Origin of the sequence: Microbacterium sp. NPDC058342 (assembly GCF_042723935.1) — a bacterium.
Taxonomy (GTDB): domain Bacteria; phylum Actinomycetota; class Actinomycetes; order Actinomycetales; family Microbacteriaceae; genus Microbacterium.
Genome location: NZ_JBHXID010000001.1, coordinates 1,725,492 through 1,746,781 on the forward strand (window position 1 = coordinate 1,725,492; position 21,290 = coordinate 1,746,781).

Annotated in this window: 18 protein-coding genes; 7 read left to right on the forward strand and 11 right to left on the reverse strand. The window is 69.7% G+C overall.

Going from position 1 to position 21,290, the window contains the following annotated elements:
- Positions 1-178: 178 nt before the first annotated feature.
- Positions 179-388 (forward strand): hypothetical protein, encoded by a 210-nt coding sequence (locus ACFWHT_RS08010; protein ID WP_378827111.1) that lies wholly within the window; start codon positions 179-181, stop codon positions 386-388.
- Between the two features lie 3 nt (positions 389-391).
- Here ACFWHT_RS08010 and ACFWHT_RS08015 read toward each other — a convergent pair whose 3' ends face one another.
- From ACFWHT_RS08015 to ACFWHT_RS08040, 6 genes are all read right to left on the reverse strand, one after another.
- On the reverse strand, positions 392-1,426 hold the full coding sequence (locus ACFWHT_RS08015; protein ID WP_378827113.1) for an alanine racemase: 1,035 nt from the start codon (positions 1,424-1,426) through the stop codon (positions 392-394).
- Positions 1,423-2,112 carry an alanine racemase C-terminal domain-containing protein gene (locus ACFWHT_RS08020; protein ID WP_378827115.1) on the reverse strand — a complete coding sequence of 230 codons (690 nt, stop codon included), beginning with the start codon at positions 2,110-2,112 and terminating at the stop codon, positions 1,423-1,425. The genes ACFWHT_RS08015 and ACFWHT_RS08020 overlap by 4 nt, the downstream gene beginning before the upstream one ends.
- A gap of 13 nt (positions 2,113-2,125) precedes the next feature.
- Complete coding sequence (locus ACFWHT_RS08025) at positions 2,126-2,905, reverse strand: hypothetical protein (RefSeq protein WP_378827117.1); 780 nt, start codon at positions 2,903-2,905, stop codon at positions 2,126-2,128.
- A complete protein-coding gene (locus tag ACFWHT_RS08030) occupies positions 2,902-4,221 on the reverse strand; it encodes a MurT ligase domain-containing protein (protein WP_378827120.1) in 1,320 nt (439 codons plus the stop codon). Before ACFWHT_RS08030 ends, ACFWHT_RS08025 begins: the two co-directional genes overlap by 4 nt.
- A complete protein-coding gene (locus ACFWHT_RS08035) occupies positions 4,218-5,453 on the reverse strand; it encodes an RNA polymerase sigma factor (RefSeq protein ID WP_378827122.1) in 1,236 nt (411 codons plus the stop codon). The genes ACFWHT_RS08030 and ACFWHT_RS08035 overlap by 4 nt, the downstream gene beginning before the upstream one ends.
- A gap of 166 nt (positions 5,454-5,619) precedes the next feature.
- Positions 5,620-6,546: a proteasome assembly chaperone family protein gene (locus tag ACFWHT_RS08040; protein ID WP_378827124.1), complete on the reverse strand. Its 927-nt coding sequence runs from the start codon at positions 6,544-6,546 to the stop codon at positions 5,620-5,622.
- A gap of 112 nt (positions 6,547-6,658) precedes the next feature.
- Between ACFWHT_RS08040 and ACFWHT_RS08045 the strand changes: the two genes are divergently transcribed.
- The 3 genes from ACFWHT_RS08045 (at position 6,659) to sucB (ending at position 11,341) form a co-directional block, all read left to right on the forward strand.
- Positions 6,659-8,134 carry a leucyl aminopeptidase gene (locus ACFWHT_RS08045; protein ID WP_378827126.1) on the forward strand — a complete coding sequence of 492 codons (1,476 nt, stop codon included), beginning with the start codon at positions 6,659-6,661 and terminating at the stop codon, positions 8,132-8,134.
- On the forward strand, positions 8,134-9,507 hold the full coding sequence (lpdA, locus tag ACFWHT_RS08050; RefSeq protein WP_378827127.1) for a dihydrolipoyl dehydrogenase: 1,374 nt from the start codon (positions 8,134-8,136) through the stop codon (positions 9,505-9,507). The genes ACFWHT_RS08045 and lpdA overlap by 1 nt, the downstream gene beginning before the upstream one ends.
- A gap of 67 nt (positions 9,508-9,574) precedes the next feature.
- Positions 9,575-11,341, forward strand: a complete 1,767-nt coding sequence (sucB, locus tag ACFWHT_RS08055) for a 2-oxoglutarate dehydrogenase, E2 component, dihydrolipoamide succinyltransferase (RefSeq protein ID WP_378827129.1) — start codon at positions 9,575-9,577, stop codon at positions 11,339-11,341.
- 6 nt (positions 11,342-11,347) lie between these two features.
- Here sucB and ACFWHT_RS08060 read toward each other — a convergent pair whose 3' ends face one another.
- Positions 11,348-12,715 (reverse strand): hypothetical protein, encoded by a 1,368-nt coding sequence (locus tag ACFWHT_RS08060; protein ID WP_378827131.1) that lies wholly within the window; start codon positions 12,713-12,715, stop codon positions 11,348-11,350.
- Between the two features lie 122 nt (positions 12,716-12,837).
- Here ACFWHT_RS08060 and ACFWHT_RS08065 point away from each other — a divergent pair, with 122 nt between their 5' ends.
- Positions 12,838-13,548, forward strand: a complete 711-nt coding sequence (locus ACFWHT_RS08065) for a DUF4191 domain-containing protein (protein ID WP_378827133.1) — start codon at positions 12,838-12,840, stop codon at positions 13,546-13,548.
- 65 nt (positions 13,549-13,613) lie between these two features.
- Here the strand turns inward: ACFWHT_RS08065 and ACFWHT_RS08070 are convergent, their stop codons facing one another.
- Positions 13,614-14,801, reverse strand: a complete 1,188-nt coding sequence (locus ACFWHT_RS08070) for a RimK family alpha-L-glutamate ligase (RefSeq protein WP_378827134.1) — start codon at positions 14,799-14,801, stop codon at positions 13,614-13,616.
- 25 nt (positions 14,802-14,826) lie between these two features.
- Between ACFWHT_RS08070 and ACFWHT_RS08075 the strand changes: the two genes are divergently transcribed.
- Entirely contained in the window at positions 14,827-15,306 is a 480-nt protein-coding gene (locus tag ACFWHT_RS08075; RefSeq protein WP_378827137.1) for an ATP-dependent zinc protease, read from the forward strand.
- Between the two features lie 19 nt (positions 15,307-15,325).
- Here ACFWHT_RS08075 and ACFWHT_RS08080 read toward each other — a convergent pair whose 3' ends face one another.
- Positions 15,326-15,745 (reverse strand): RDD family protein, encoded by a 420-nt coding sequence (locus ACFWHT_RS08080; RefSeq protein WP_378827139.1) that lies wholly within the window; start codon positions 15,743-15,745, stop codon positions 15,326-15,328.
- Positions 15,746-15,863: 118 nt separating this feature from the next.
- On the opposite strand from ACFWHT_RS08080, the gene glnA reads away from it, so the two are divergent.
- On the forward strand, positions 15,864-17,288 hold the full coding sequence (glnA, locus tag ACFWHT_RS08085; protein ID WP_378827141.1) for a type I glutamate--ammonia ligase: 1,425 nt from the start codon (positions 15,864-15,866) through the stop codon (positions 17,286-17,288).
- A gap of 76 nt (positions 17,289-17,364) precedes the next feature.
- Here the strand turns inward: glnA and ACFWHT_RS08090 are convergent, their stop codons facing one another.
- Both ACFWHT_RS08090 and ACFWHT_RS08095 read right to left on the reverse strand, forming a co-directional pair.
- Positions 17,365-18,300, reverse strand: a complete 936-nt coding sequence (locus ACFWHT_RS08090; RefSeq protein ID WP_378827143.1) for a diacylglycerol/lipid kinase family protein — start codon at positions 18,298-18,300, stop codon at positions 17,365-17,367.
- 11 nt (positions 18,301-18,311) lie between these two features.
- Positions 18,312-21,290, reverse strand: a complete 2,979-nt coding sequence (locus ACFWHT_RS08095; protein WP_378827145.1) for a bifunctional [glutamine synthetase] adenylyltransferase/[glutamine synthetase]-adenylyl-L-tyrosine phosphorylase — start codon at positions 21,288-21,290, stop codon at positions 18,312-18,314.

Here is a 21,290-nt window from a genome sequence, read left to right on the forward strand (position 1 = left end):
ATGTTCGAGTCTATTTCCCGCCGGGCCCGGCGGCGGTCGCGACACTCGCGCCTGCTCGACCCCGCGGGTGCCGCGTACGCGCAGAGCGAAACACGCCGCAAAGCGGGCATGCACTCAGGCTGCGCGTGGTTGTATTGAGCACGATCTCATCGAACCCGAACTCCGAGGAGGCACCGAGATGAACGCTACGACTGAGCGAGAGACCGTCGAGTACCGCCTCACTGCGATGGACCGGTGCGACTCCTGTGGAGCGCAGGCCTACATCGCCGCCGAGGTCAACGGCACCGAGATGCTCTTCTGCGCGCACCACGGTCGCAAGTACGAGGAGAAGCTGCGCGCGATCGCCACGACGTGGCACGACGAGACCGCGCGTCTCATCGAGGCCTGAGCGCTAGTCCGTCAGCACCCGCGCGACAGCGGGCGTCAGGCGCGTGAGTATCTCCTCGCCGACCGTGTCGATCCGCTCCGCGAGGCCGGTCGCATCCGGCTCACCGTCGTCACCCGGGCCGAAGAGCACCACCCGGTCCCCCACGGATGCCCGCGGCCAGGTCTCGACGGCGGTGCTGACTCCGTCGATGCGGATGATGCCGCGCGGCCCGGCCGGGGTCATGACCGCGGCACCGCGGAGGATCGACGGCAGGCCGTGGAACGATCCGATCCCGAGACGCACGTGGTCGGTGCGCACCTCTTCCACCGTGGCGACGAGGCGCGCGATCGGGCGCACGCCCTCGAGGGCGGGGCCGTCCGCGGAGCGCACGCCGTAGCAGAACGCCCCGATGCGGCTCAGGCTCCCGCGCAGCTCGGGACGCCACCAGGCGGCGGCCGAAGCGGTCAGGTGCAGGACCTCGGGCGCGTCGCCGGTCGCCTCGAGTCGCCGCACGGCGTCGAGGAACACCTGCTGGGCGGCATCGTCTTCCGCGTCGCTCGCCTCCGCAAGGTGACTCCACACGCCCGCGATGCGGGCGGAGCCGCGTCGCTCGGCGGTGCGTGCGATCTGCACGGCCTCGTCCCAGTGCTCGGGCCGGAACCCGTTGCGGTGCAGCCCCGTGTCGATCTTGAGGTGCAGGGCGACGGGCGTGCCCAGGCGCTCCGCGGCGGCGATCACGTCGCGCAGGTAACGCGCCGAGCCGACGCCGAGCTCCACGTCCGCGCGGAGGGCCGCCTCGACTTCCTCGATCGAGGAGGTCGCCCAGGCGTACACGCGCCGGGATGTGAGAGCGCGGATGCGCAGCGCCGAGGGGATGTCGTAGCCCCCGAACCAGCGCACACCGGCCTCTTCGCCAGCGGGCACGGCCCATTCGATACCGTGACCGTAGGCATCGTCCTTCATCACCAGCATGAGCTGCGAGGAGCCCAGGCGCGATCGGATCGCCGCGATGTTCGCACGGAACACCGCGCGGGAGATCTCCAGCACCGGTGCGTTCATGCGACCCACTTCCGTTCGGCACGCCGTCCGACGACGACGGCCATCTCCAGGGCGGTGAGTCCGGACACCGCGGACCACTGCGCGAGGGCGTCCTGCATCCGTCCGCTCCCGCCGAAGAAGATCACGCGATCGCCGTCCGCAGCATCCTCGCCCTCCAGATCGACGACGCACACGTCCATGGCGATGCGTCCGACGATCGGGTGCGTGCGCTCGGCGATCCCGACGCGCGCACGGTTGCCGAGCGCTCTCAGAATCCCCTGCGCATAGCCTCCGGTGACCAGTGCGACGCGCGTATCGCGCGCGGCTCGGTGGGTATAGCCGTAGGAGACGGCCTCCCCCTGCCTCAGGGACTTGGTGCTCAGGACCGTCCCCTCGAGGGTCATCACGGGGATGCCCGGCGCGCCTGCGTCTCCTGGGATGCCGAACAGGCTCAGCGGATCGACGTCCGCGTCGCCGTGGGTGCGAACCGGGATGTCCAGGCCGGCGAGGCGCACGAGATCGGCGTCCTCATCGACGAGCACGCCGGTGGCCCCGGCCTCGACGACCATGGGCGCGACGTCGGCGAGGCCGTGCCCGAGTCCGTCGTGACGCAGATCGACGACGCCGCCACCGGAGAGGAGCCCTCGGGCGTTCCGGATCAGCGCGCTCCTGCTGAGAAGCGCGCGCGGCGCCGAACTGCCTGACATGTCCGCCTCCGGTTCAGAGCTGGATGCTGTTGAAGCCCTTGCCGTGTACGAGCGTCTCGATCGCCACTCGCGCACCGGACGCGTATGCGTCCAGGGAGTCGACGCCCGCCATCAGGTTCCACTCCAGGCCCCGCCGCGTGGCGATTCCGGTGAGGATGTCCCGGACGAGGTCGGGATTGAGCGGCAGCAGCGGACCCTGCACGTTCGACGCGATCGCGTTCCCGATCCGGATGAGCTCTCCCCGGGGGAGCTCCGTCTGCCCTCCCGACGTGGGCAGGGCGAAACTGCCCTGCCCGGACACGACGCGGCCGTAGCCGTCTTCGGTGTCGTGGAGCTTCCATTCACTGGCGTAGTCCTCGAAGCCGATCACACGGCCGATCGGGGTCTCGACGACGATGTAGCCGACCTTGCGCTGCCGGGTGCGCTCGACGGATGCGTCGAAGACGCCGAGCCCCTCGATCCTCTCCCCCTCCAGCGTGGTCACCTCGCGACTGAGCAGCTCGGCGCCGCCGCCGACCGCCAGCAGCGCACCACCGTCCGCCACGTGCGCGCGGATGCGCTCGGCATGCTTCAGGAGGTCGTCGCGGACGCCGCGCATGGCGGAGAGCGGTCCGTTGCCCAAGACGATCGCATCCAGATCGATCGGGAGATCGTCGCCGATGTTCACCGGGAGGAACTCCACGGACGCGCCGGCGCGCTGCAGGCGCGTCTGCAGGGCGCTCACGTTCCCGCGGTCGCCGGTGATGCCCAGCACATCCGGATACAGCTGCGCGATGCGCACGGTCGCGGTCATCGGCGAGCCACCTCCTGGTCACCATGGCCGAGGATCCTGCGGCCGATCATCATGAGCTCGTAGTTGACGAACCAGATCTGCCGGCCCGCCGCGGTGGGCGCGAGTCCCCGCATCATCGCGACGGCCTTCTCCATATCGGGCTCGACGGTGCCGATGCGCACCCCGGCGTGCTCGAGAGCGAGCGCCAGCTGGTAGGCCTTCTCCCCCGTGACCACGTCGACGGAGTTCAGAGCCCGGAAATCCACGTCGTACAGCCAGGAGACGTCCGGAGTGCCCTCGTCGATGGCGATCAGTGCACGCTCGGGAGCACCGTCCAGCGCATCCAGGTTCATCTGCAGGCTGGGCGCGTTCTTGAACATGACGAACTCCACCTGCTCGCCCGCGGGATCGCGCCGCAGTGGGATCACCTCTCCACGGCCGTAGGCCGGCGCCATGCGCGAGAATCCCCGCGCCGCGGCGTCGGCCGAGAACTCACCGTCGAGCACCCGGGAGGCGACGGCGACGGCCGCTGCGGCGTCCGCCGCGTAATGCAGGCCACGTGCCGGGAGCCGCAGGGCGGCATCCGTCTCTCCGATGCGGATCGTGACGTCGCGACCGCTCACCGCGCGCACTTCGGAGTAGGCGTCGCGCTCGGTCGTGCCGGCGTTTCCACTGCGCGTGTCGGCCGCATTGGCGAGGCCGTGCGCGGATGCCGCCACGATCTCGGGCGCCACGCCGAAGAAGGACACCGGAGCGCGCATGGCGCCGACGTCGATCTTGCTCAGGTACGGATCGTCGCGGTTCACGACGACGTGCGCATGCGCGCGCCTTGACGCCTCGAGCATCATGTCGGCGACCCGCTCGGTCTCGTAGAACCGGTAGAGCTGATCGACCTGCACGTTCAGCGAGAGGATCACGGCGGGTGAGAGACGGTCCGCGAGATCCGCGGCGTAACCCTCATCGATCTCCAGCACGGCGACGTCGGCCCTGATCCGCCCCGTGAGGGTGGCATCGGCGAGCAAAGCGCTGGTCACGCCCTGCGGCAGGTTCGCGCCGGTCGGGTTGGTGAACACGGTGAGCCCGTGCGCACGCAGCACCTCACTGATCATGTGCGTCGTCGTCGTCTTGCCGTTGGAGCCCAGTACGAACACCACGCCGTAGCGGAACTGATCCGCCAGCGTCGGCAGCAGGGAGGGGGCGAGACGGTTCGTGAGGTAGCCGGGGAAGGCGGAGCCCCCTCCGCGCAGACGGGTCGCGAAACGCGCGAGCTTTCCCGCCAGCACGGGGAAGACGTACCGCAGGCCGGCCGAGCGCGCCTGAGGTGCCGCCGACATCATTCGAGGTAGTCCCGCAGCGACTGCGAACGGCTGGGGTGGCGCAGCTTGGCCATGGTCTTCGACTCGATCTGGCGGATGCGCTCGCGCGTCACGCCGAACGTGTCGCCGATCTGGTCGAGGGTCTTGGGCTGGCCGTCACCGAGGCCGAAGCGCATGCGGATCACGCCGGCCTCGCGCTCGGAGAGGGAGTCCAGCAACTGCTCCAGCTGACGCTGCAGCATCGTGAAGCCCACGGCGTCCGCGGGGACCACGGCCTCGGTGTCCTCGATCAGGTCACCGAACTCACTGTCGCCGTCCTCGCCGAGAGGCGTGTGCAGCGAGATCGGCTCACGGCCGTACTTCTGCACCTCGACGACCTTCTCGGGCGTCATGTCGAGTTCGCGCGAGAGCTCTTCGGGCGTGGGCTCGCGTCCCAGATCCTGCAGCATCTGGCGCTGCACGCGGGCGAGCTTGTTGATGACCTCCACCATGTGCACGGGGATGCGGATCGTGCGAGCCTGGTCGGCCATCGCGCGCGTGATCGCCTGGCGGATCCACCAGGTGGCGTACGTCGAGAACTTGAAGCCCTTGGTGTAGTCGAACTTCTCCACCGCGCGGATGAGGCCCAGGTTGCCCTCCTGGATCAGATCCAGGAACTGCATGCCGCGACCCGTGTAGCGCTTGGCCAGCGACACGACCAGACGTAGGTTGGCGCCCAGCAGATGGCTCTTGGCGCGCTGGCCGTCGCGTGCGACCCACTGCAGGTCGAGTCCGAGCTGACCCGACTTCTCGGCGGGCGACATGGCCGAGAGCTTCTCCTCGGCGAAGAGTCCGGCCTCGATGCGCATCGCGAGCTCGACCTCTTCGGCCGCGTTCAGCAGTGCGACCTTTCCGATCTGCTTCAGGTAGTCCTTGACCGGGTCGGCGGTGGCTCCGGTGATCTGCGTGGAGTAGACGGGGACGTCATCCTCGTCGCCGGACGAGATGACGATCGCACCCGTCGGCAGAGGCTCGGTGAAGGCCGGCTTGGCGTTCTCCTCGTCCTCGGCGTCGGTCGCCTCGGCGACCACTTCCTCGACCTCGGGAGCGTCGTCCTTCTTCTTCGAGGCGCGCTTGGTCGGCGCCTTCTTCGCCGGCGCCTTCTTGGAGGTCACCGCCTTCTCAGCGGAGTCCTCGACCTCGGGGGCCTCGACCTCTGCGGCAGTGGTCTTCTTCGTGGTCGTCCGGGTCTTCTTCGTCGTGGCAGGAGTCACGTTTCGCCTTTCACGGAGCGGTGCACACGCTCCGGGCCTTTTCGGACACTAGTAAGACCCTTGTCAAGTGCGATCGCGGAGATCACCTGTTGACAACGGGTCAGGCATCCATTATCACACACCCGTCGGCATCCGGCATCCTCGCGAGTCGCACCGCGTGGTGGATTCAGCCGTGCTTGTCTTCCTCGCCGGGTCGGCGGTTGGCCAGATACCGTTCGAGCTCGGCCGCCAGCTCGTCGGCGCTGGGCAGATCGCGCTCGTCGAACGCCCCGTCGCCGTCGTCCTCATCGCGTCCGGCCATGTACGCGTCGTAGCGGCGCTCGAGGGTGTGCACCATCTGCGTGAGCTCCTCACTGGCGTGCACCTGCTCCTCGACGCGGGTCAGGAACTCCTCGCGACCGTCCTGCACCTCGTCCATGCGCAGCACCAGGCCCGTCGCGATCATCAGCCTGTCGGCGGCCGCGAGCACCGTGTCCGGATACTCCGTGTCGGCCAGATAGTGCGGAACGAGCAGCACGAAGCCCGCCACGCGCACGTCGTGCTCGATGAGCCGGTACTCCAGCAGGTGTCCAGCCGTCGCGGGGACCTGCGTACGCGGGCGCCAGACCGAGTGCGCAGCCGCCAGATCGCGCCTGTTGCCGCTCACCGTGGTCCCCAGCGGTCGCGTGTGCGGCACGGGCATCGCGATCGAATGCACCCAGCTGACCGCCGTGACCTGGAACGCGTCGACGAAGCCCACCACGGCGGCGGTGAAGGCGTTCCACGCGAAGTCCGGCTCGTACCCGGACAGCAGGAGGAAGGGCTGCCCGAGCGCGTCGTGCGCGAGTGCGAGCTCCAGACGCGCCGGCCGGAACTCGGTGAGGTGGTCCTGGTCGAAGACGATCACGGGGCGGCGCGCGCGGTAGTCGAGCAGAACGTCGTTGTCGAACGCCACGAGCGTCTGCGGCCCCGTGGTGGCGTGCACGTGGTCGATGAGCCCGGAGACCGCGTTGCCCGCATCGGTGAAGCCGGTGAGCAGGATCACCAGGGGCAGGCCGGTCGGCACGTCAGGAGCGCCGGCGATCGACTGGTACAGGTCCGCGGAAGAGGCCATGGATCCATGCTACGAGGCGCTGCGGGACCCGGGCCGCGCACCGTCATGCTCAGAGCGAACACGGCGACGGCCGTGGCGGCGCGAGACGGCGCGCCCTCCCTAGGATGGAAGCATGACGCTTCCCGTGATCTCGCACACGACCGATCCGTTTCCCGGAAGTGCCGCAGACGCCGCAGTGCTCGTCATCCCCGATCCCGACACCTCCGCAGATGCGCTGTCGGTTCACGAGGGCCTGACCGAGACGCTCGCCGCCATCGGCTTCAAGGGCGCAGCATCCGCCTATGTGCGCGTCCACCTTCCGGGTGTGACCTCACTGCCCCTCGCCGTCGTCAGCGCCGGACCGACACCCTCGTCCGAGACGGTGCGGGACGCCGTCGCGACCGCGGTGCGCAGCCTCACCGGCTTCGCCACCGTCGCCATCGGCTTCGCGGGCGGCCTCGAGGAGTTCGCGGACGCCGGCGCCGAGGGAGCGCTGCTCGGCGGTTACCGCTTCGACGACTACCGCTCGGAGAAGAAGCCCGCCCGCGCCGAGTCCCTCGTGCTGCATGCCACCTCTCTCGGCGATGGCGTGCTCGAGAACGCACGGATCGTCGCTGAGGCCGTCGCGATGGTGAAGGACCTCGTCTCGGTGCCCGCCGAGTGGCAGAGCCCGGCGCAGCTCGCGCAGTCCGCGGTCGATGCGGTCGCTTCGCTCCCGGTCGAGGTGGAGGTCCTCGACGAGAAGGAGCTCGAGGAGCAGGGCTACGGAGGCATCATCGGCGTCGGACGCGGATCGGACCGCCCTCCGCGTCTGGTGCGCCTGAGCTACTCCCCCGCCGACGCCGAGCGGCACATCGCCCTGGTGGGCAAGGGGATCACCTTCGACACCGGAGGCCTCTCCCTCAAGCCGTCCGCCGGCATGGTGGGGATGAAGTTCGACATGACGGGGGCCGCGACCATCCTCGCCGTGACCCGCGCCATCGCCGAGCTGGGACTGCCGGTGCGCGTCACCGCGTGGATGTGCATCGCCGACAACATGCCGTCCGGACGCGCCACTCGCCCCGGCGACGTGCTGCGGATGCTCGACGGCCAGACGGTCGAGGTGCTCAACACCGACGCCGAGGGTCGCCTGGTGATGGCCGACGGCCTGGTCGCCGCCAGTCGCGAGAAGCCCGACGTCATCATCGACGTCGCCACCCTCACCGGTGCCATCATCGTCGCACTCGGCATGCGCCACACCGGCGTGATGGGCGACGAGGCCGCGGTCGCCGAGTACGTCGCGGCGTCGGAGCAGGAGGGGGAACTCGCCTGGCCGCTCCCGCTGCCCTCGTACATGGAGGACACCCTCGAGTCACCGATCGCCGACATGATCAACGCGAACATGTCCGATCGGTCAGGCGGCTCACTGTTCGCGGGTCTGTTCCTGCAGCGTTTCGTCGGCCGGGTCTCGGATGCCGACGACGCACCGCGCATCCCCTGGGTGCACCTGGACATCGCCGGATCCTCTGAGCACAAGGGATCCGCGTACGGCTTCACGGAGAAGGGCCCCACCGGAGCGACCGTGCGCTCCCTCATCGCGTTCGCCCGCGCATCGGTCAAGGAGGCCTGATGGCAGTCCACGAGTACGACCTGGTCATCCTCGGCGGCGGCAGCGGCGGCTACGCCGCAGCGTTGCGCGCCGCTGAGCTCGGGAAGAAGGTGGCGCTGATCGAGAAGGACAAGGTCGGCGGTACCTGCCTGCATCGCGGATGCATCCCCACGAAGGCGCTTCTGCACGCCGCCGAGGTCGCCGATCACGTGCGCACCGCGGCATCCGTCGGCGTGACGGCCACGCTCGACGGGATCGACGCTTCCGGCGTCACCGCCTACCGTGAGGGCATCGTCGCGAAGAAGTTCAAAGGACTCGAGGGCCTCATCAAAGCGCGCGGCATCACGGTCGTCCCCGGCGAGGGGCATCTGGAGGCTGACCGCTCGGTGAGGGTGGGCGACGACCGATACGTCGGCGCCGACGTCGTGCTCGCGACGGGCTCCTACAGCCGGACCCTCCCCGGTCTTGAGATCGGCGGCCGCATTCTGACCAGCGAGCAGGCGCTCGCGCTCGATGAGATCCCCGCCACGGCCATCGTGCTCGGCGGTGGAGTGATCGGGGTCGAGTTCGCCAGCGTCTGGCACTCGTTCGGTGCAGAGGTCACGATCATCGAGGCTCTGCCGCACCTGGTGCCCAACGAGGACGTCGTGCTCAGCAAGGGTCTCGAGCGCGCCTTCCGCCGCAAGGGCATCGCGTACAGCCTCGGAACGCGCTTCCAGAAGGCCGAGCAGGACGACACGCAGGTGACCGTCACCCTCGAGGACGGCAAGACCTTCACCGCCGACTATCTTCTCGTCGCCGTCGGCCGCGGTCCTGCGACAGACGGCCTGGGCTTCGAGGAGGCCGGGGTGAAGCTCGAGCGCGGCTTCGTGACCGTCGACGAGCAGCTGCGCACCGGCGTTCCGGGTCTGTGGGCGGTCGGCGACATCGTGCCCGGGTTGCAGCTCGCTCACCGGGGCTTCCTGCAGGGCATCGCGGTCGCCGAGCGCATCGCGGGCATGGAGGTCGCGGCTCTCCCCGAGACGCAGATCCCGCGCGTGACGTACTGCAGCCCCGAAGTGGCTTCGGTCGGCGTCACCGAGGAGGCCGCCATCGCGGAGCACGGAGCCGATGCCGTCGTCTCCTACGAGTACAACCTCGCCGGCAACGGCAAGAGCGAGATCATCGGCACGGGCGGCACCGTCAAGGTCGTGCGCCGCAAGGACGGCCCCGTCCTCGGCGTCCACCTGCTCGGCGATCGGGTCGGCGAATTGATCACCGAGGGCCAGCTCGCCGTCGCCTGGGAGGCGCACCCCGAGGACATCGCACCCCTCATCCACGCGCATCCGACGCAGAGCGAGGCCCTCGGCGAGGCGTTCCTCGCACTGGCCGGAAAACCGCTCCACGCACTTTGAACCGAACACCCGGTGCTCCCAGGTCACTAAGCTGGGGGCGTCACAGATTTCTGAAGGAGACTCCGTCATGAGCACACCCGTGGTCCTTCCCGCACTCGGGGAGAGCGTCACCGAGGGGACGGTAACCCGCTGGCTCAAGCAGGTCGGCGACACCGTGCAGGCGGATGAGGGCCTGCTCGAGATCTCGACCGACAAGGTCGACACCGAGATCCCCTCGCCCATCACCGGCGTCATCGAGGAGATCCTCGTGGCCGAGGACGAGACCGTCGAGGTCGGCGCCCTGCTCGCCCGCATCGGCGACGGCAGCGGTGCGGCGTCCGGCGGCGACGCGCCCGCTGCGGCTGCACCGGCCGCCGACGCCGCACCAGCCGCGGAGGCTGCACCGGCCGAGTCGGCAGCACCCTCGGCGGAGCCCGCCGCCGCACCGGCCCCCGAGGCCGCACCCGCCGCAGAGTCGCCCGCGGAGTCCGGCGACGCCACCGACGTCGTGCTGCCCGAGCTGGGCGAGAGCGTCACCGAGGGCACCGTCACCCGCTGGCTCAAGCAGATCGGCGACGACGTCGCCGTCGACGAGGCGCTGCTCGAGATCTCGACCGACAAGGTCGACACCGAGATCCCGTCGCCCGTCGCGGGCACCCTGCAGGAGATCCTCGCCGGCGAGGACGAGACCGTCGCCGTCGGGGCCGTCCTCGCACGCATCGGCTCCGGCGCGGCCGCGCCGGCCGCAGAACCCGCAGCGGCTCCACCGCAGGCTGAGCCCGCTCCGGCTGAGCCCGCTCCCGCGCCGCAGGCCCAGGCGGCTCCGGCACCGCAGGCTCAGGCCGCGCCTGCTCCGGCGCCGCAGGCCGCACAGGCCCCCGCAGCACCCACCACACCCGCCGAGCCCGCCGCTCCGACCGCCGAGACCTCCGAGGCATCGGAGGCATCCGACACGCTGTACGTCACCCCGCTCGTGCGGCGGCTGGCCAGCCAGCAGGGCGTCGACCTCTCCACCGTGACCGGCACCGGTGTCGGCGGCCGTATCCGCAAGGAGGACGTGCTCAAGGCTGCGGAGGCGAAGTCTCAGGCACCGGCCGCCGCTCCGGCCGCGCCCGCCGCCGCTCCACTGGAGGTGTCGCCGCTGCGCGGCACCACTCAGCCGATGTCGCGGCTGCGCAAGGTGGTCGCGGAGCGTGCCGTCGCCTCGATGCAGCAGACGGCGCAGCTGACCACTTTCGTCGAGGTGGATGTCACCGCGCTCGCCGCCTACCGCAACGCGAAGAAGAACGAGTTCCAGCAGAAGACGGGCGACAAGCTCTCCTTCCTGCCGTTCTTCACCCTCGCGGCGGCTGAGGCCCTGCAGGCGTACCCGATCATCAACTCGACCGTGGATGGCGACAAGATCGTCTACCCGGCAACCGAGAACATCTCGATCGCCGTCGACACCGAGCGGGGCCTGCTGACGCCGGTCGTCCGTGACGCGGCGACGAAGAACCTCGCCCAGCTCGCGCACGAGATCGCCGATCTGGCGGCGCGCACGCGCGACAACAAGCTGAAGCCCGACGAGCTCGCCGGCGGCACCTTCACGGTGACCAACACGGGATCCCGAGGTGCGCTGTTCGACACTCCGCTGGTGTTCCTGCCCCAGTCCGCGATCCTCGGCACGGGCATCGTGTTCAAGCGACCGGGCGTGGTCACGGTCGACGGCGTCGACGCGATCGCCGTCCGCTCCTACGTCTATCTGGCGATCTCCTACGATCACCGCACGATCGACGGTGCGGATGCCGCCCGCTTCCTGGGCGCTATGAAGAACCGGCTGGAGGCCGCGGACTTCGCAGCGAACCTCGGGATCTGAGCGCTCTCAGTCCCGTCCGGATGGCTGGTCGGCGACGTCGTAGACGTCGCGGACCAGCCATCTGTCGTCGTGGCGCACGAGCACGAGCATCTGATCGACTCCGCCGTCCGTCGCCGCGAGACGCAGCACCGCGACGTCGCCGTAGTCGTCGATCAGGGTGACGGCTCGCTCGGCGCCGTCCGGGGCCGTGCGTTCCAGCACCGCGGCTCCGGCGCCGGGGACGACAGCCTCCGCACAGTCCTCATCCGCATCCTCACGGCATCGCTCGAGGAGCGACAGCAATCGGGTTGCCGTCGACACGGGATCGGCCCCGGAGCCGTCCCCGGCGGCCGGCGGCGGCACGGGCTCGGCAGACCCCGTCTCCCGCGCGGCGGCTGCAGACGACGCCGGCGGGCTCGCCGGCTCTGCAGCCACCCGTTCCGGATGCTGCGACGAGGGCTCGGTGGCGACCGAGCCCTCGTCTCCGCCCGGCCACAGCAGTCCTCCCACGAGCACGAGACCTGCCACGGCGGCGCCGAGCACGAGCATCCGGCCGCGCGGCGCACGGGCGGCGGTATCCCTGCGCCGCCGGACTCCCCGGCCGGGCATGATCCGCCGCAGCGACCCGAGTCCGGGACCCTCGCTCACGTGCGCCGTCAGCCGCTGCCAGGCGGCGACGGCGCGGGCGCGCAGCCCGGGCCGGTCGGCAAGGTTCGCCGCATCCTCTGGCAGGCGCGCACGATGGACGGGGATGCTGCTCACGCGCTCGGCGGCGAAGTCCTCGCGCTCGAGAGGCCGCGGCGCCGCCAGCTCGGTGAGCTCGCGCTCCCATTCGTCCAGGGCACGGACCACGACGCGGTGATCCTCGGCGGCGTCCGTCATGCGGCCCAGCAGTCGCTCCAGCGTTCGATCGGCGCAGCCGTGACGCACGCGCTCCAGGATCTCGTTCGCCGCCGCCGCGCAGGCGCGCCCCTCCCCCGGCACGAACAGGGGCCGGGCGTCGTCGTCCAGCCACCAGCGACCCGTGGTCCGCAGCGCGCCCACCTCCGCGACGCCCCGCAGCAGGCTTCCGGCAAGCGTCACGATCTCCCCGGAGCTCAGCGGTCGATCGGCGGCGGAACGACGGGCCAGGAACGTCTCCAGCGGATCCGTGCACCACGGCAGCAGGGCATCCTGTCCGTCGGCGGTGCGCACGAGATCACGCACACCCGCGACGTGCTCCGCGCCCGCGAACTCCCACAGCGCGTCCGGTACGGCCGCCGCGCGGATGCGCACCCTGCGCCGGTCGCCGTCGGTCACCAGCTCACCGGCGAGAGCCGCCTCCTGCGCGTCGAGGCGGCGGATGCTGCGGTGCGCCCCCGGGGTGAGCGCGTGCCCCTCATCGACATCGTCCATGCACCCATGACAGCGCCTCCGCGCGGGCGCCGCACACGGGTTTCCGGCGGCTGTGCACAACTGCCCCGAGCAGTCGGATGTGCAGGACGAATGCGCCGCCATCACTCGGTAGGCTGGTACCCATGGCAAAGCGTGCTCCTGAAGCTGAGAAGCGACCAGGCTTCTTCTCCCAGATCCGTTCCCTGTTCCGGTTCACCCGGGAGGTATACGGCTGGCTTCCGTGGGCGCAGATCGCGATCCTGATCGCCGGGGTGCTTGTCGGCCTGATCCTGGGATACGTCATCGGCGGCGGCACGGTCCTCTCGCTCGTCCTCTGGGGCATCACCGGTCTCATGCTCGGCATCCTCGGTGCCATGTTCCTGATGACGAGGCTGTCGACGAAGGCGATGTACACCAAGATCGACGGAATGCCCGGCGCCAGCGGCCATGTTCTGAGCACGAGCCTCGGCCGCAGCTGGCAGTCGTCCGACACTCCGGTCGGCATCAACCCCAAGACGCAGGAGGCGGTCTACCGCGCCATCGGGCGCGGAGGCATCGTCGTCGTCGGCGAGGGCACGCGTGGACGCCTCACCCGCCTGGTCAACGAGGAGCGCCAGAAGGCGCAGCGCGTTGCGCACGGCGTGCCGGTGACGGTGCTCTACGTGGGCCATGGCGAAGACGAGGTCCAGATCGCCGACCTGGCCAAGACCATCAAGAAGCTGCCCAAGGCCATCGACAAGGCGACCATGGGCGCGGTCATCCGCCGCATCGAGTCCGTGTCGCAGTCGCTGTCCTCGCTGCCGATCCCGAAGGGCGTCGACCCCACGAAGGTGCGCGCGCAGCGTCCGCGCTGATCTGCTGTCCTCGACGAGCGAGGGAGGCGGTCCCCCGCCGCCGGGCGCAGTCCTCCCCGGCGGGTTCAGTCGCCCAGGGGCGCCTTGGGCAGCCGACGCACCCGCGGCCGCCGGCGGCGCTTCTCCGGGATCATGGATCGCATCTCCTCGAGCTTGCCGAAGCACAGCAGCCGATCCTCCGCCTCCAGCACCACGTGCTTGCGCGGGTTCGGGATCACGCTCACGCCTCGGTGCAGGGTCAGAACCGTGATGTCCCGATCCCACAGCCCCAGGTCGCCGAGTTGCATGCCGACCTGCTCGGCACCGGAGTGGATCAGCAGCTCCGCGACGCCGTAGCCCGTCGACACGCTCAGTCGCTGACGGATGTCGATGTCGGGGAACGCGACCTGGTTCGCGATGTAGTCGATGATCGCGCCGGCCACATCCAGCTTGGTCGCCGCCTCGATCCCCTGCAGACCCGGTGAAGAGTTGACCTCCATGACCAGCGGGCCGTCGTCGCTCTCCAGCATGTCGACGCCGGCCACCCGCAGACCCATGATCTGCGCCGAGCGCACCGCCGTCTGCTCGTAGACGGGATCGAGCGTGACGGGCTCCACGCGACCGCCGCGGTGCACGTTGGAGCGGAACTCGTCACCGTCCGCCACGCGTCGCATGGCCGCCACCACGCGGTCGCCGACGACGAGGGCCCGGATGTCGCGACCCCGGCTCTCGGCGATGAACTTCTGGATGAGCACGTTCTGCTTGGTCGAGTGCAGCGTCTCGATGATCGCCTCGGCGACCTTCACCTGCGGGGCGAGGATCACCCCGATGCCCTGTGTGCCCTCGAGCAGCTTGATGACGACGGGAGCGCCGCCGACGCGCTCGATGGCAGGCCGGACATCGGCTCGGTTGCGCACGAACGCGGTGGCCGGCATGGCGATGTTGTGCCGGGACAGGATCTGGTTGGCGCGCAGCTTGTCACGTGCGCTCGAGATGCCGTTGGCGGTGTTCGGGGTGTACACGTCCATCTGCTCGAACTGACGCACCACGGCGGTGCCGAAGTAGGTGATCGAGTTGCCGATGCGCGGCAGGATCGCGTCGTAGTCGCTGAGCTGCCTGCCCCGGAAGAAGAGATCCGGAGCATCGGCGGTCAGATCGATCGCGAAGCGCAGCGTGTTGAGCACCTTCACGTTGTGGCCCCGCTGCTGTGCCGCCGCCCGGAGACGCTGCGTGGAGTACGACTGCGGTGCGCGCGAGAGGACGGCGATCTTCACAGATGTTTCCTGCCAGGATGTAGGGGTGAATCGGTCTTCTCATTCAAACACGTCCACGGGGTGGCGGGAGTGGGTGGGCCTGCCCGATCTGGGGGTCGAGTGGATCAAGGCGAAGATCGACACGGGCGCGCGGACGTCGTCGCTGCACGCGTTCGACGTCACCGAGTTCAGCCGTGAGGGCGAGGACTGGGTCCGCTTCGCCGTGCACCCCTGGCAGGACAGCCGGGAGGATGCCGTCGTCCACGAATGCCCCGTGCACGATCGTCGTGCCGTGCGCAGCTCCTCCGGACACGCCGAGAAGCGCATCGTGGTCAAGCTGCGCATCCGCCTCGTCTCCGACGAGGTCGAGGGAGAGGTCACGTTGACCAATCGCGACGAGATGGGCTTCCGGATGCTGATCGGACGCCAGGTTCTGAGGCGGGGGTTCGTCGTCGACCCGGCGAAGTCGTTCCTCGGCGGCCGGGCACCGCGCGAGACGCGGCGCCGCAATCGCGGACGCGCCTGACGGGCATCCGGTCCGGGCGTCAGGCCCGGATGAGCACCGTGCCCGCGGCCTTGTCGTGCAGGCCGCGCTGGTCGGCGTCCCAGATCACGGCGGGAATCACGAGCACCAGCAGCAGAGTGCGCACGATCGGACGCCACAGACCGACCCAGCCTCCCCCGCCGAAGCGCACCACCCGCATGCCGAGGATGCGGTGACCGGGACTGCCGCCGGTCGTCGGGATGAACAGGATCTGCAGCGCAATGAAGACCGCCATCGGTGCGAACTGCGTCAGGCCGGCCTCTCCCGGCAGGGCGAACTGCTCGAATCCGAGGAAACCGGTTGCGATGATCGTCGCCGCGAGATAGTCGATCGCGAGAGCGCCGATGCGACGCCCTGGCCTGGCGATGCTGCGGGGTCCTGTCGCCGGGAGGCCGAGACGTTCGCCGGGGTAGTCGTTCACCCGTCCAGCCTACCGAGCGCCCGTAACATGCCCGAAACACGACGGACACGACCGGGAAACGCCCTCCATCTAACCTGCGTAAGGTTGCATTGAACCGAAACCCGATCAGGAGTCGTACATGTTCACAGATCCCGCAGAGGTCCTCCGCTACATCGAGGCGAACGACGTCAAGTTCCTCGACATCCGCTTCACCGACCTGCCCGGGGTGCAGCAGCACTTCAACATCCCCGCCTCCACGGTGGATGACGACTTCTTCCGCGACGGTCAGCTCTTCGACGGCTCCTCGATCCGGGGCTTCGCGAGCATCCACGAGTCGGACATGCAGTTGATCCCCGACGTGACCACCGCCTACCTCGACCCGTTCCGCGAGGCGAAGACCCTCGTGATGGTCTTCGACATCTACAACCCGCGCACCGGGGAGATCTACAGCAAGGACCCGCGTCAGGTCGCCAAGAAGGCCGAGAAGTACCTCGCCTCGACGGGCATCGCCGACACCGCCTACTTCGCTCCCGAGGCGGAGTTCTACATCTTCGACGACGTGCGCTACTCGGTCACGTCCGGAGAGAGCTTCTACAAGGTGGACTCCGAGGAGGCCGCGTGGAACTCGGGTCGGGAGGAGGAGGGCGGCAACCTCGGCAACAAGACGCCGTTCAAGGGCGGCTACTTCCCCGTCGCCCCGGTCGACAAGACCGCGGACCTGCGCGACGACATGACCCTGCGCCTGATCGACTCGGGGTTCCACCTCGAGCGCTCGCACCACGAGGTCGGCACGGCCGGGCAGCAGGAGATCAACTACCGCTTCGACACCATGGTGAGCGCTGCCGACGACATCCTGAAGTTCAAGTACATCATCAAGAACACCGCCGAGGAGTGGGGCAAGACGGTCACGTTCATGCCGAAGCCGCTGTTCGGCGACAACGGCTCGGGCATGCATACGCACCAGTCGCTGTGGCTCGACGGCAAGCCCCTCTTCTTCGACGAGGCCGGCTACGGCCAGCTCAGTGACGTCGCCCGCTGGTACATCGGCGGGCTCCTCAAGCACGCGCACGCCGTGCTGGCGTTCACGAACCCGACGCTGAACAGCTATCACCGGCTGGTGAAGCACTTCGAAGCCCCGGTGAACCTGGCGTACTCCGCAGGCAACCGCTCCGCCGCGATCCGCATCCCGCTGACGGGTTCGAACCCGAAGGCGAAGCGCATCGAGTTCCGCGTTCCGGATGCGTCGGGCAACCCGTACCTGGCCTTCGCCGCGCAGCTGATGGCGGGCCTGGACGGCATCAAGAACCGCATCGAGCCGATGGAGCCGATCGACAAGGACCTGTACGAGCTTCCCCCGGAGGAGGCGAAGAACATCCCGCAGGTGCCGAACTCGCTGCTGGACTCGCTCGAGGCGCTTCGCGTCGATCACGACTTCCTGCTCGAGGGCGGCGTGTTCACCCAGGAGCTCATCGACACCTGGATCGACTACAAGTACAACAACGAGATCCTGCCCATGGCGCAGCGCCCGCACCCGTACGAGTTCGAGCTCTACTACGGAGTCTGAGCCTGCACGCGGCAAGAACGGCGTCCGTCCCGCTCAGGGTCGGGCGCCGTTCGCCTGCGGACGATCACCGGCCGACTCAGCAGAGGATGCGCAGCGCCCCGGGTTGCACGCGCACCTCGAGCGCGCTCACCTCGCCGGACTCCTCGCCGTCGATCTCGAAGGCGACGGGCGTCGGGAGCGTGATACTCACGGACTCGCCTGTCAGGTGCTGCGCGGCGCCGGTGCTGACGGTGTCGTCGGTGCCGCCGAGCAGCCGCCGGATCCCGTTGTCCCAGACGATGGTCCGCAGGGTCTCGGCCCACTCCGCCACGCCCTCCGCGCTGACCAGGAGAAGATCCAGCCGCCCGTCGTCCGGCTGGGCGTCCGGCAGCAGCGTCACCCCGCCCTGGATGGACCCGCAGTTGCCGATCAGCAGCGTGTGACCACGTAGCGCGTGCTGCTCTCCGCCATCGAGGGTGACCTCGAAGTCCACGGTCTCCGCGGCATTGACCGCGCGCCCCATCGCCTCGACGTAGGCCAGCCAGCCGGCTCTGTCCTTCAGGCGGTCATCCGTCTCCGCGAGCATGTGCGCATCCAGACCGCAGCCGATCATGACGAGGAAGCCCACCTCCGGATCCGCGGCGTCGGTGCGGACCCAGCCCATGTCGATCTCGCGCTCTCCGCCGGAGGCGATCGTCGCGAGCGCTTTCGGGATGCTGCCCAGCGGGATGCCGAGGTTGCGCGCAAGCAGGTTGCCGGTGCCCTGCGGAACGATCCCGAGACGAGGGGCGTCCTCTCCGGCCTGGGCGATGACCTCGGCCACCGTGCGCACCGTGCCGTCGCCTCCCACCGCCAGCACGACGTCGCATCCCGCTTCTACCGCGGCCTCGGCCATCGACCGCCCCGGGTCGTCCTCCGAGGTCTCCCACCACAGCACCTCGGCTTCCTCCGGGAAGGCCGCGTCGACCGCCGCATGCAGCTGCTCCTCGTCGACCTTGGTCGGATTCCACACGATCCCGATGCGCATCGTCATCTCTACCCCGTTCAGCCGTAGAACTGCTTCTCGAAAACCCGACGTGCTCTGCGCGTCGTGCGCAGGTAGTCCTCTTCCAGAGCGCCTCCGCTGCGATCGGGATACCCCAGCAGTCTGCCGAGCCCGTCCAGCTCGCGGATCTCGGTGGGCAGCACGTCGCGGGTCTGCCCGGTGAGCAGAGTCATGGCCGAGCGCAGACGGCTGGCGAGCTGCCACGCTCCGCGCAGCTGTTCAGCACCCGCAGCCGGGAGCAGGTCTGCGAGGACCGCGGCGTCGAGCGCCTGAAGCGTCGAAGTCGTGCGCAGGTCGGGCACACGATGCCCGTGCTGCAGCTGCAGCACCTGCACCATCCACTCCACATCGCTGAGCGTGCCGGGTCCGAGCTTGAGGTGGCGTCGCGGGTCGACGCCCTGCGGCAGCCGTTCTCCCTCGACACGCGCTTTGATGCGCTTGATCTCCCGCACGTCCTGCATCGAGACCTGTTCGGGGAATCGGATGCTGTCCGCCAGGCTCATGAACGCGCCGATCAGCTTGACGCTGCCGGCGATCCCTCTCGCGCGCAGCAGCGCCTGAGCCTCCCACGAAAGCGACCAGCGCTGGTAGTACTGGGTGTACGCCTCCAGCGTGCGCACGATCGGACCGTTGCGGCCTTCCGGGCGCAGGTCCGCGTCGAGATCCAGAGGCAGACGGTGATCGGTCAGGTGCTCGCGCAGTCCGGCGACGATCGCAGCGGCGAGCTGCTGCGCCCGCTGCGGCTCCACGCCGTTCGGGTCGTATACGAACAGCACGTCGGCATCCGATCCGAAGCCCAGCTCTGCACCCCCGAAGCGGCCCATCGCGATGATCGAGAAGTCCAGTGCGTCGTCCTCAGGGGGCACGACCTCGCGGCGCACGGCGCGTAGCGCCGCCTGGATGGCGGCCTCGCTGATCTCGGTGAGTGCGCGCGCCATCTCGTCGACGCCGATGTGGTCGAGCACGGCCCCCATGGCGGTCCGCAGCATCTCGCGGCGCCGCAGTGCACGCACCGCCTGCAGCGCAGCCTTGGTCGTGGCATGGCGGGTCTGGATGGCCCGGGCCTCCTCATCGAGGGCGGCCCCGCCGCGGGGACGCAGCGCCGAGGGGCTGTCGAGCCAGGCCACCGACTCCGGAATCCACTCCATCAGCTCGCCGACGTACCGAGAACCGGAGAGAACACGCGTGAGACGCTCAGCCGCCCCGGAGGAGTCGCGCAGCATGCGCAGGAACCAGTGCGTGTCGCCGAGGCGCTCGCTGATGCGGCGGAAGGCGACCAGCGCGTAGTCCGGGTCTGTGCCGTCCGCGAACCAGCGCAGCATGACGGGCATCAGGTGCCGCTGGATCGTCGCCTTGCGGCTGAGTCCCGACGTGAGCGCGGCGATGTGCCGCAGGGCGCCCTGCGGATCGCGGAAGCCGATGGCGGAGAGCCGATCGGCAGCCTGACCGGTGGTGAGCGCGCGCTCCTCGGCGGGCAGGGATGCCACGGCCGCGAGCAGCGGCCGGTAGAAGAGGCGCACGTGCTGCTCGCGGACCTCGCGGCGCACCCCCTCCCAGACCGCCTGCAGCGGAGCGCCCGAGTCGGCGAGTCCGGTCGCCCTGGCGAGGCGGCGCATGCCCTCGTCGTCGCGAGGAAGCAGATGGGTGCGGGTCAGCTCGTGCAGCTGAAGCCGGTGCTCGATGAGCCGGAGCACCCGGTACTGCTCGGCGAACGCCGCCGCCTCCGTCCGCCCGATGTACCCGCCCTCGGCCAGGGCGTCCAGCGACTCCAGCGTTCCCCGGGTGCGCAGGCTCTCATCGCTGACTCCGTGCACGAGCTGGAGCAGCTGCACCGTGAACTCGATGTCCCGCAGGCCGCCCGGACCCAGCTTGAGCTGATAGGGCACGTCCTCGGGCGGGATGTGATCGGTGACCCGCTCGCGCATGCGCTGCACGCTCTCGACGAAATCCGCGCGTCCGGCGCTCGACCACACCTGCGGCTGCACGGCGTCGATGTATGCCGTTCCAAGATCGCGGTCGCCCGCGAGTGGACGCGCTTTCAGCAGTGCCTGGAACTCCCAGCTCTTCGCCCAGCGGTCGTAGTAGGCGACGTGCGAGGCCAGTGAGCGCACGAGCGCGCCCTGCTTGCCCTCGGGGCGCAGAGCGGCATCGACCTCCCACAGGGCGGGTTCCGCGTCGATGCCCGAGACGACCTGCATGGTCTCCCGCGCGAGTCTCGTCGCGAGGTCGATCGACCTGGCCTCGCTGACGATGTCCTCATCGGCGCTGCCGCCGACGAAGATCACGTCGACGTCGCTGAGGTAGTTGAGCTCGTGCGCGCCGGCCTTGCCCATCCCGATGATCGCCAGCAGCGTGGCGGCGATCTCTGCACGAGCCGACGACGCGCCGGCCTCGGCCACGGTCGTCCGCGCGACCGCCAGGCCGGCCTCCAGCGCCGCGGACGCGGCGTCGGCGAGTGCGGCGGAGACGGCGGGGATCGCCGCCGAGGCGTCGGGCGATGCCAGATCCCCGGCGGCGATCTCGGCGAGGCACCGACGATACTCCACGCGCAGTGCGGTCTGAGCGTCCGGGGCGTGCGCGAAGCCGTCCTGCGCGTCGACGGCGGCGAGCATCCTGTCGGTGAGCTCCACCGCGGTGGGCACGTCTGAGCGCAGCAGCCCCGCGGCGGCGAACTGCTCCGGACGCCGTGCGAAGAAGTCCGCAAGCCCTGTGGAGACCCCGAGCAGGCGCCACGCGGCCGCCCTGGCATCCGGGTCGCGCAGCACCGCCGCCGTGCGGGCGGGATCTCGACGCGCGATGTGCAGCATCCCCGAGACCGCCGAGTCGGGGTCGGCGGCGGTCATACCCTCGACCAGTTCCGCGCGCTCGAGACCGGTGAGCTCGGCGAGCTCCCCGAGGCCGGCGGCGGCCGCGGTCAGCCCGACGAACCCGAGCCGGGCCAGCGCTGACAGCGAGACGGACGCATCAGGTCGATCCAT

Coding starts and splice junctions, on each gene's coding strand:
- ACFWHT_RS08010 (WP_378827111.1), top strand. CDS start 179: ATGAACGCTACGACTGAGCGAGAGACCGTCGAGTACCGCCTCACTGCG.
- ACFWHT_RS08015 (WP_378827113.1), bottom strand. CDS start 1,426: ATGAACGCACCGGTGCTGGAGATCTCCCGCGCGGTGTTCCGTGCGAAC.
- ACFWHT_RS08020 (WP_378827115.1), bottom strand. CDS start 2,112: ATGTCAGGCAGTTCGGCGCCGCGCGCGCTTCTCAGCAGGAGCGCGCTG.
- ACFWHT_RS08025 (WP_378827117.1), bottom strand. CDS start 2,905: ATGACCGCGACCGTGCGCATCGCGCAGCTGTATCCGGATGTGCTGGGC.
- ACFWHT_RS08030 (WP_378827120.1), bottom strand. CDS start 4,221: ATGATGTCGGCGGCACCTCAGGCGCGCTCGGCCGGCCTGCGGTACGTC.
- ACFWHT_RS08040 (WP_378827124.1), bottom strand. CDS start 6,546: ATGGCCTCTTCCGCGGACCTGTACCAGTCGATCGCCGGCGCTCCTGAC.
- ACFWHT_RS08045 (WP_378827126.1), top strand. CDS start 6,659: ATGACGCTTCCCGTGATCTCGCACACGACCGATCCGTTTCCCGGAAGT.
- lpdA (WP_378827127.1), top strand. CDS start 8,134: ATGGCAGTCCACGAGTACGACCTGGTCATCCTCGGCGGCGGCAGCGGC.
- sucB (WP_378827129.1), top strand. CDS start 9,575: ATGAGCACACCCGTGGTCCTTCCCGCACTCGGGGAGAGCGTCACCGAG.
- ACFWHT_RS08060 (WP_378827131.1), bottom strand. CDS start 12,715: ATGGACGATGTCGATGAGGGGCACGCGCTCACCCCGGGGGCGCACCGC.
- ACFWHT_RS08065 (WP_378827133.1), top strand. CDS start 12,838: ATGGCAAAGCGTGCTCCTGAAGCTGAGAAGCGACCAGGCTTCTTCTCC.
- glnA (WP_378827141.1), top strand. CDS start 15,864: ATGTTCACAGATCCCGCAGAGGTCCTCCGCTACATCGAGGCGAACGAC.
- ACFWHT_RS08090 (WP_378827143.1), bottom strand. CDS start 18,300: ATGACGATGCGCATCGGGATCGTGTGGAATCCGACCAAGGTCGACGAG.
- ACFWHT_RS08095 (WP_378827145.1), bottom strand. CDS start 21,290: ATGGATCGACCTGATGCGTCCGTCTCGCTGTCAGCGCTGGCCCGGCTC.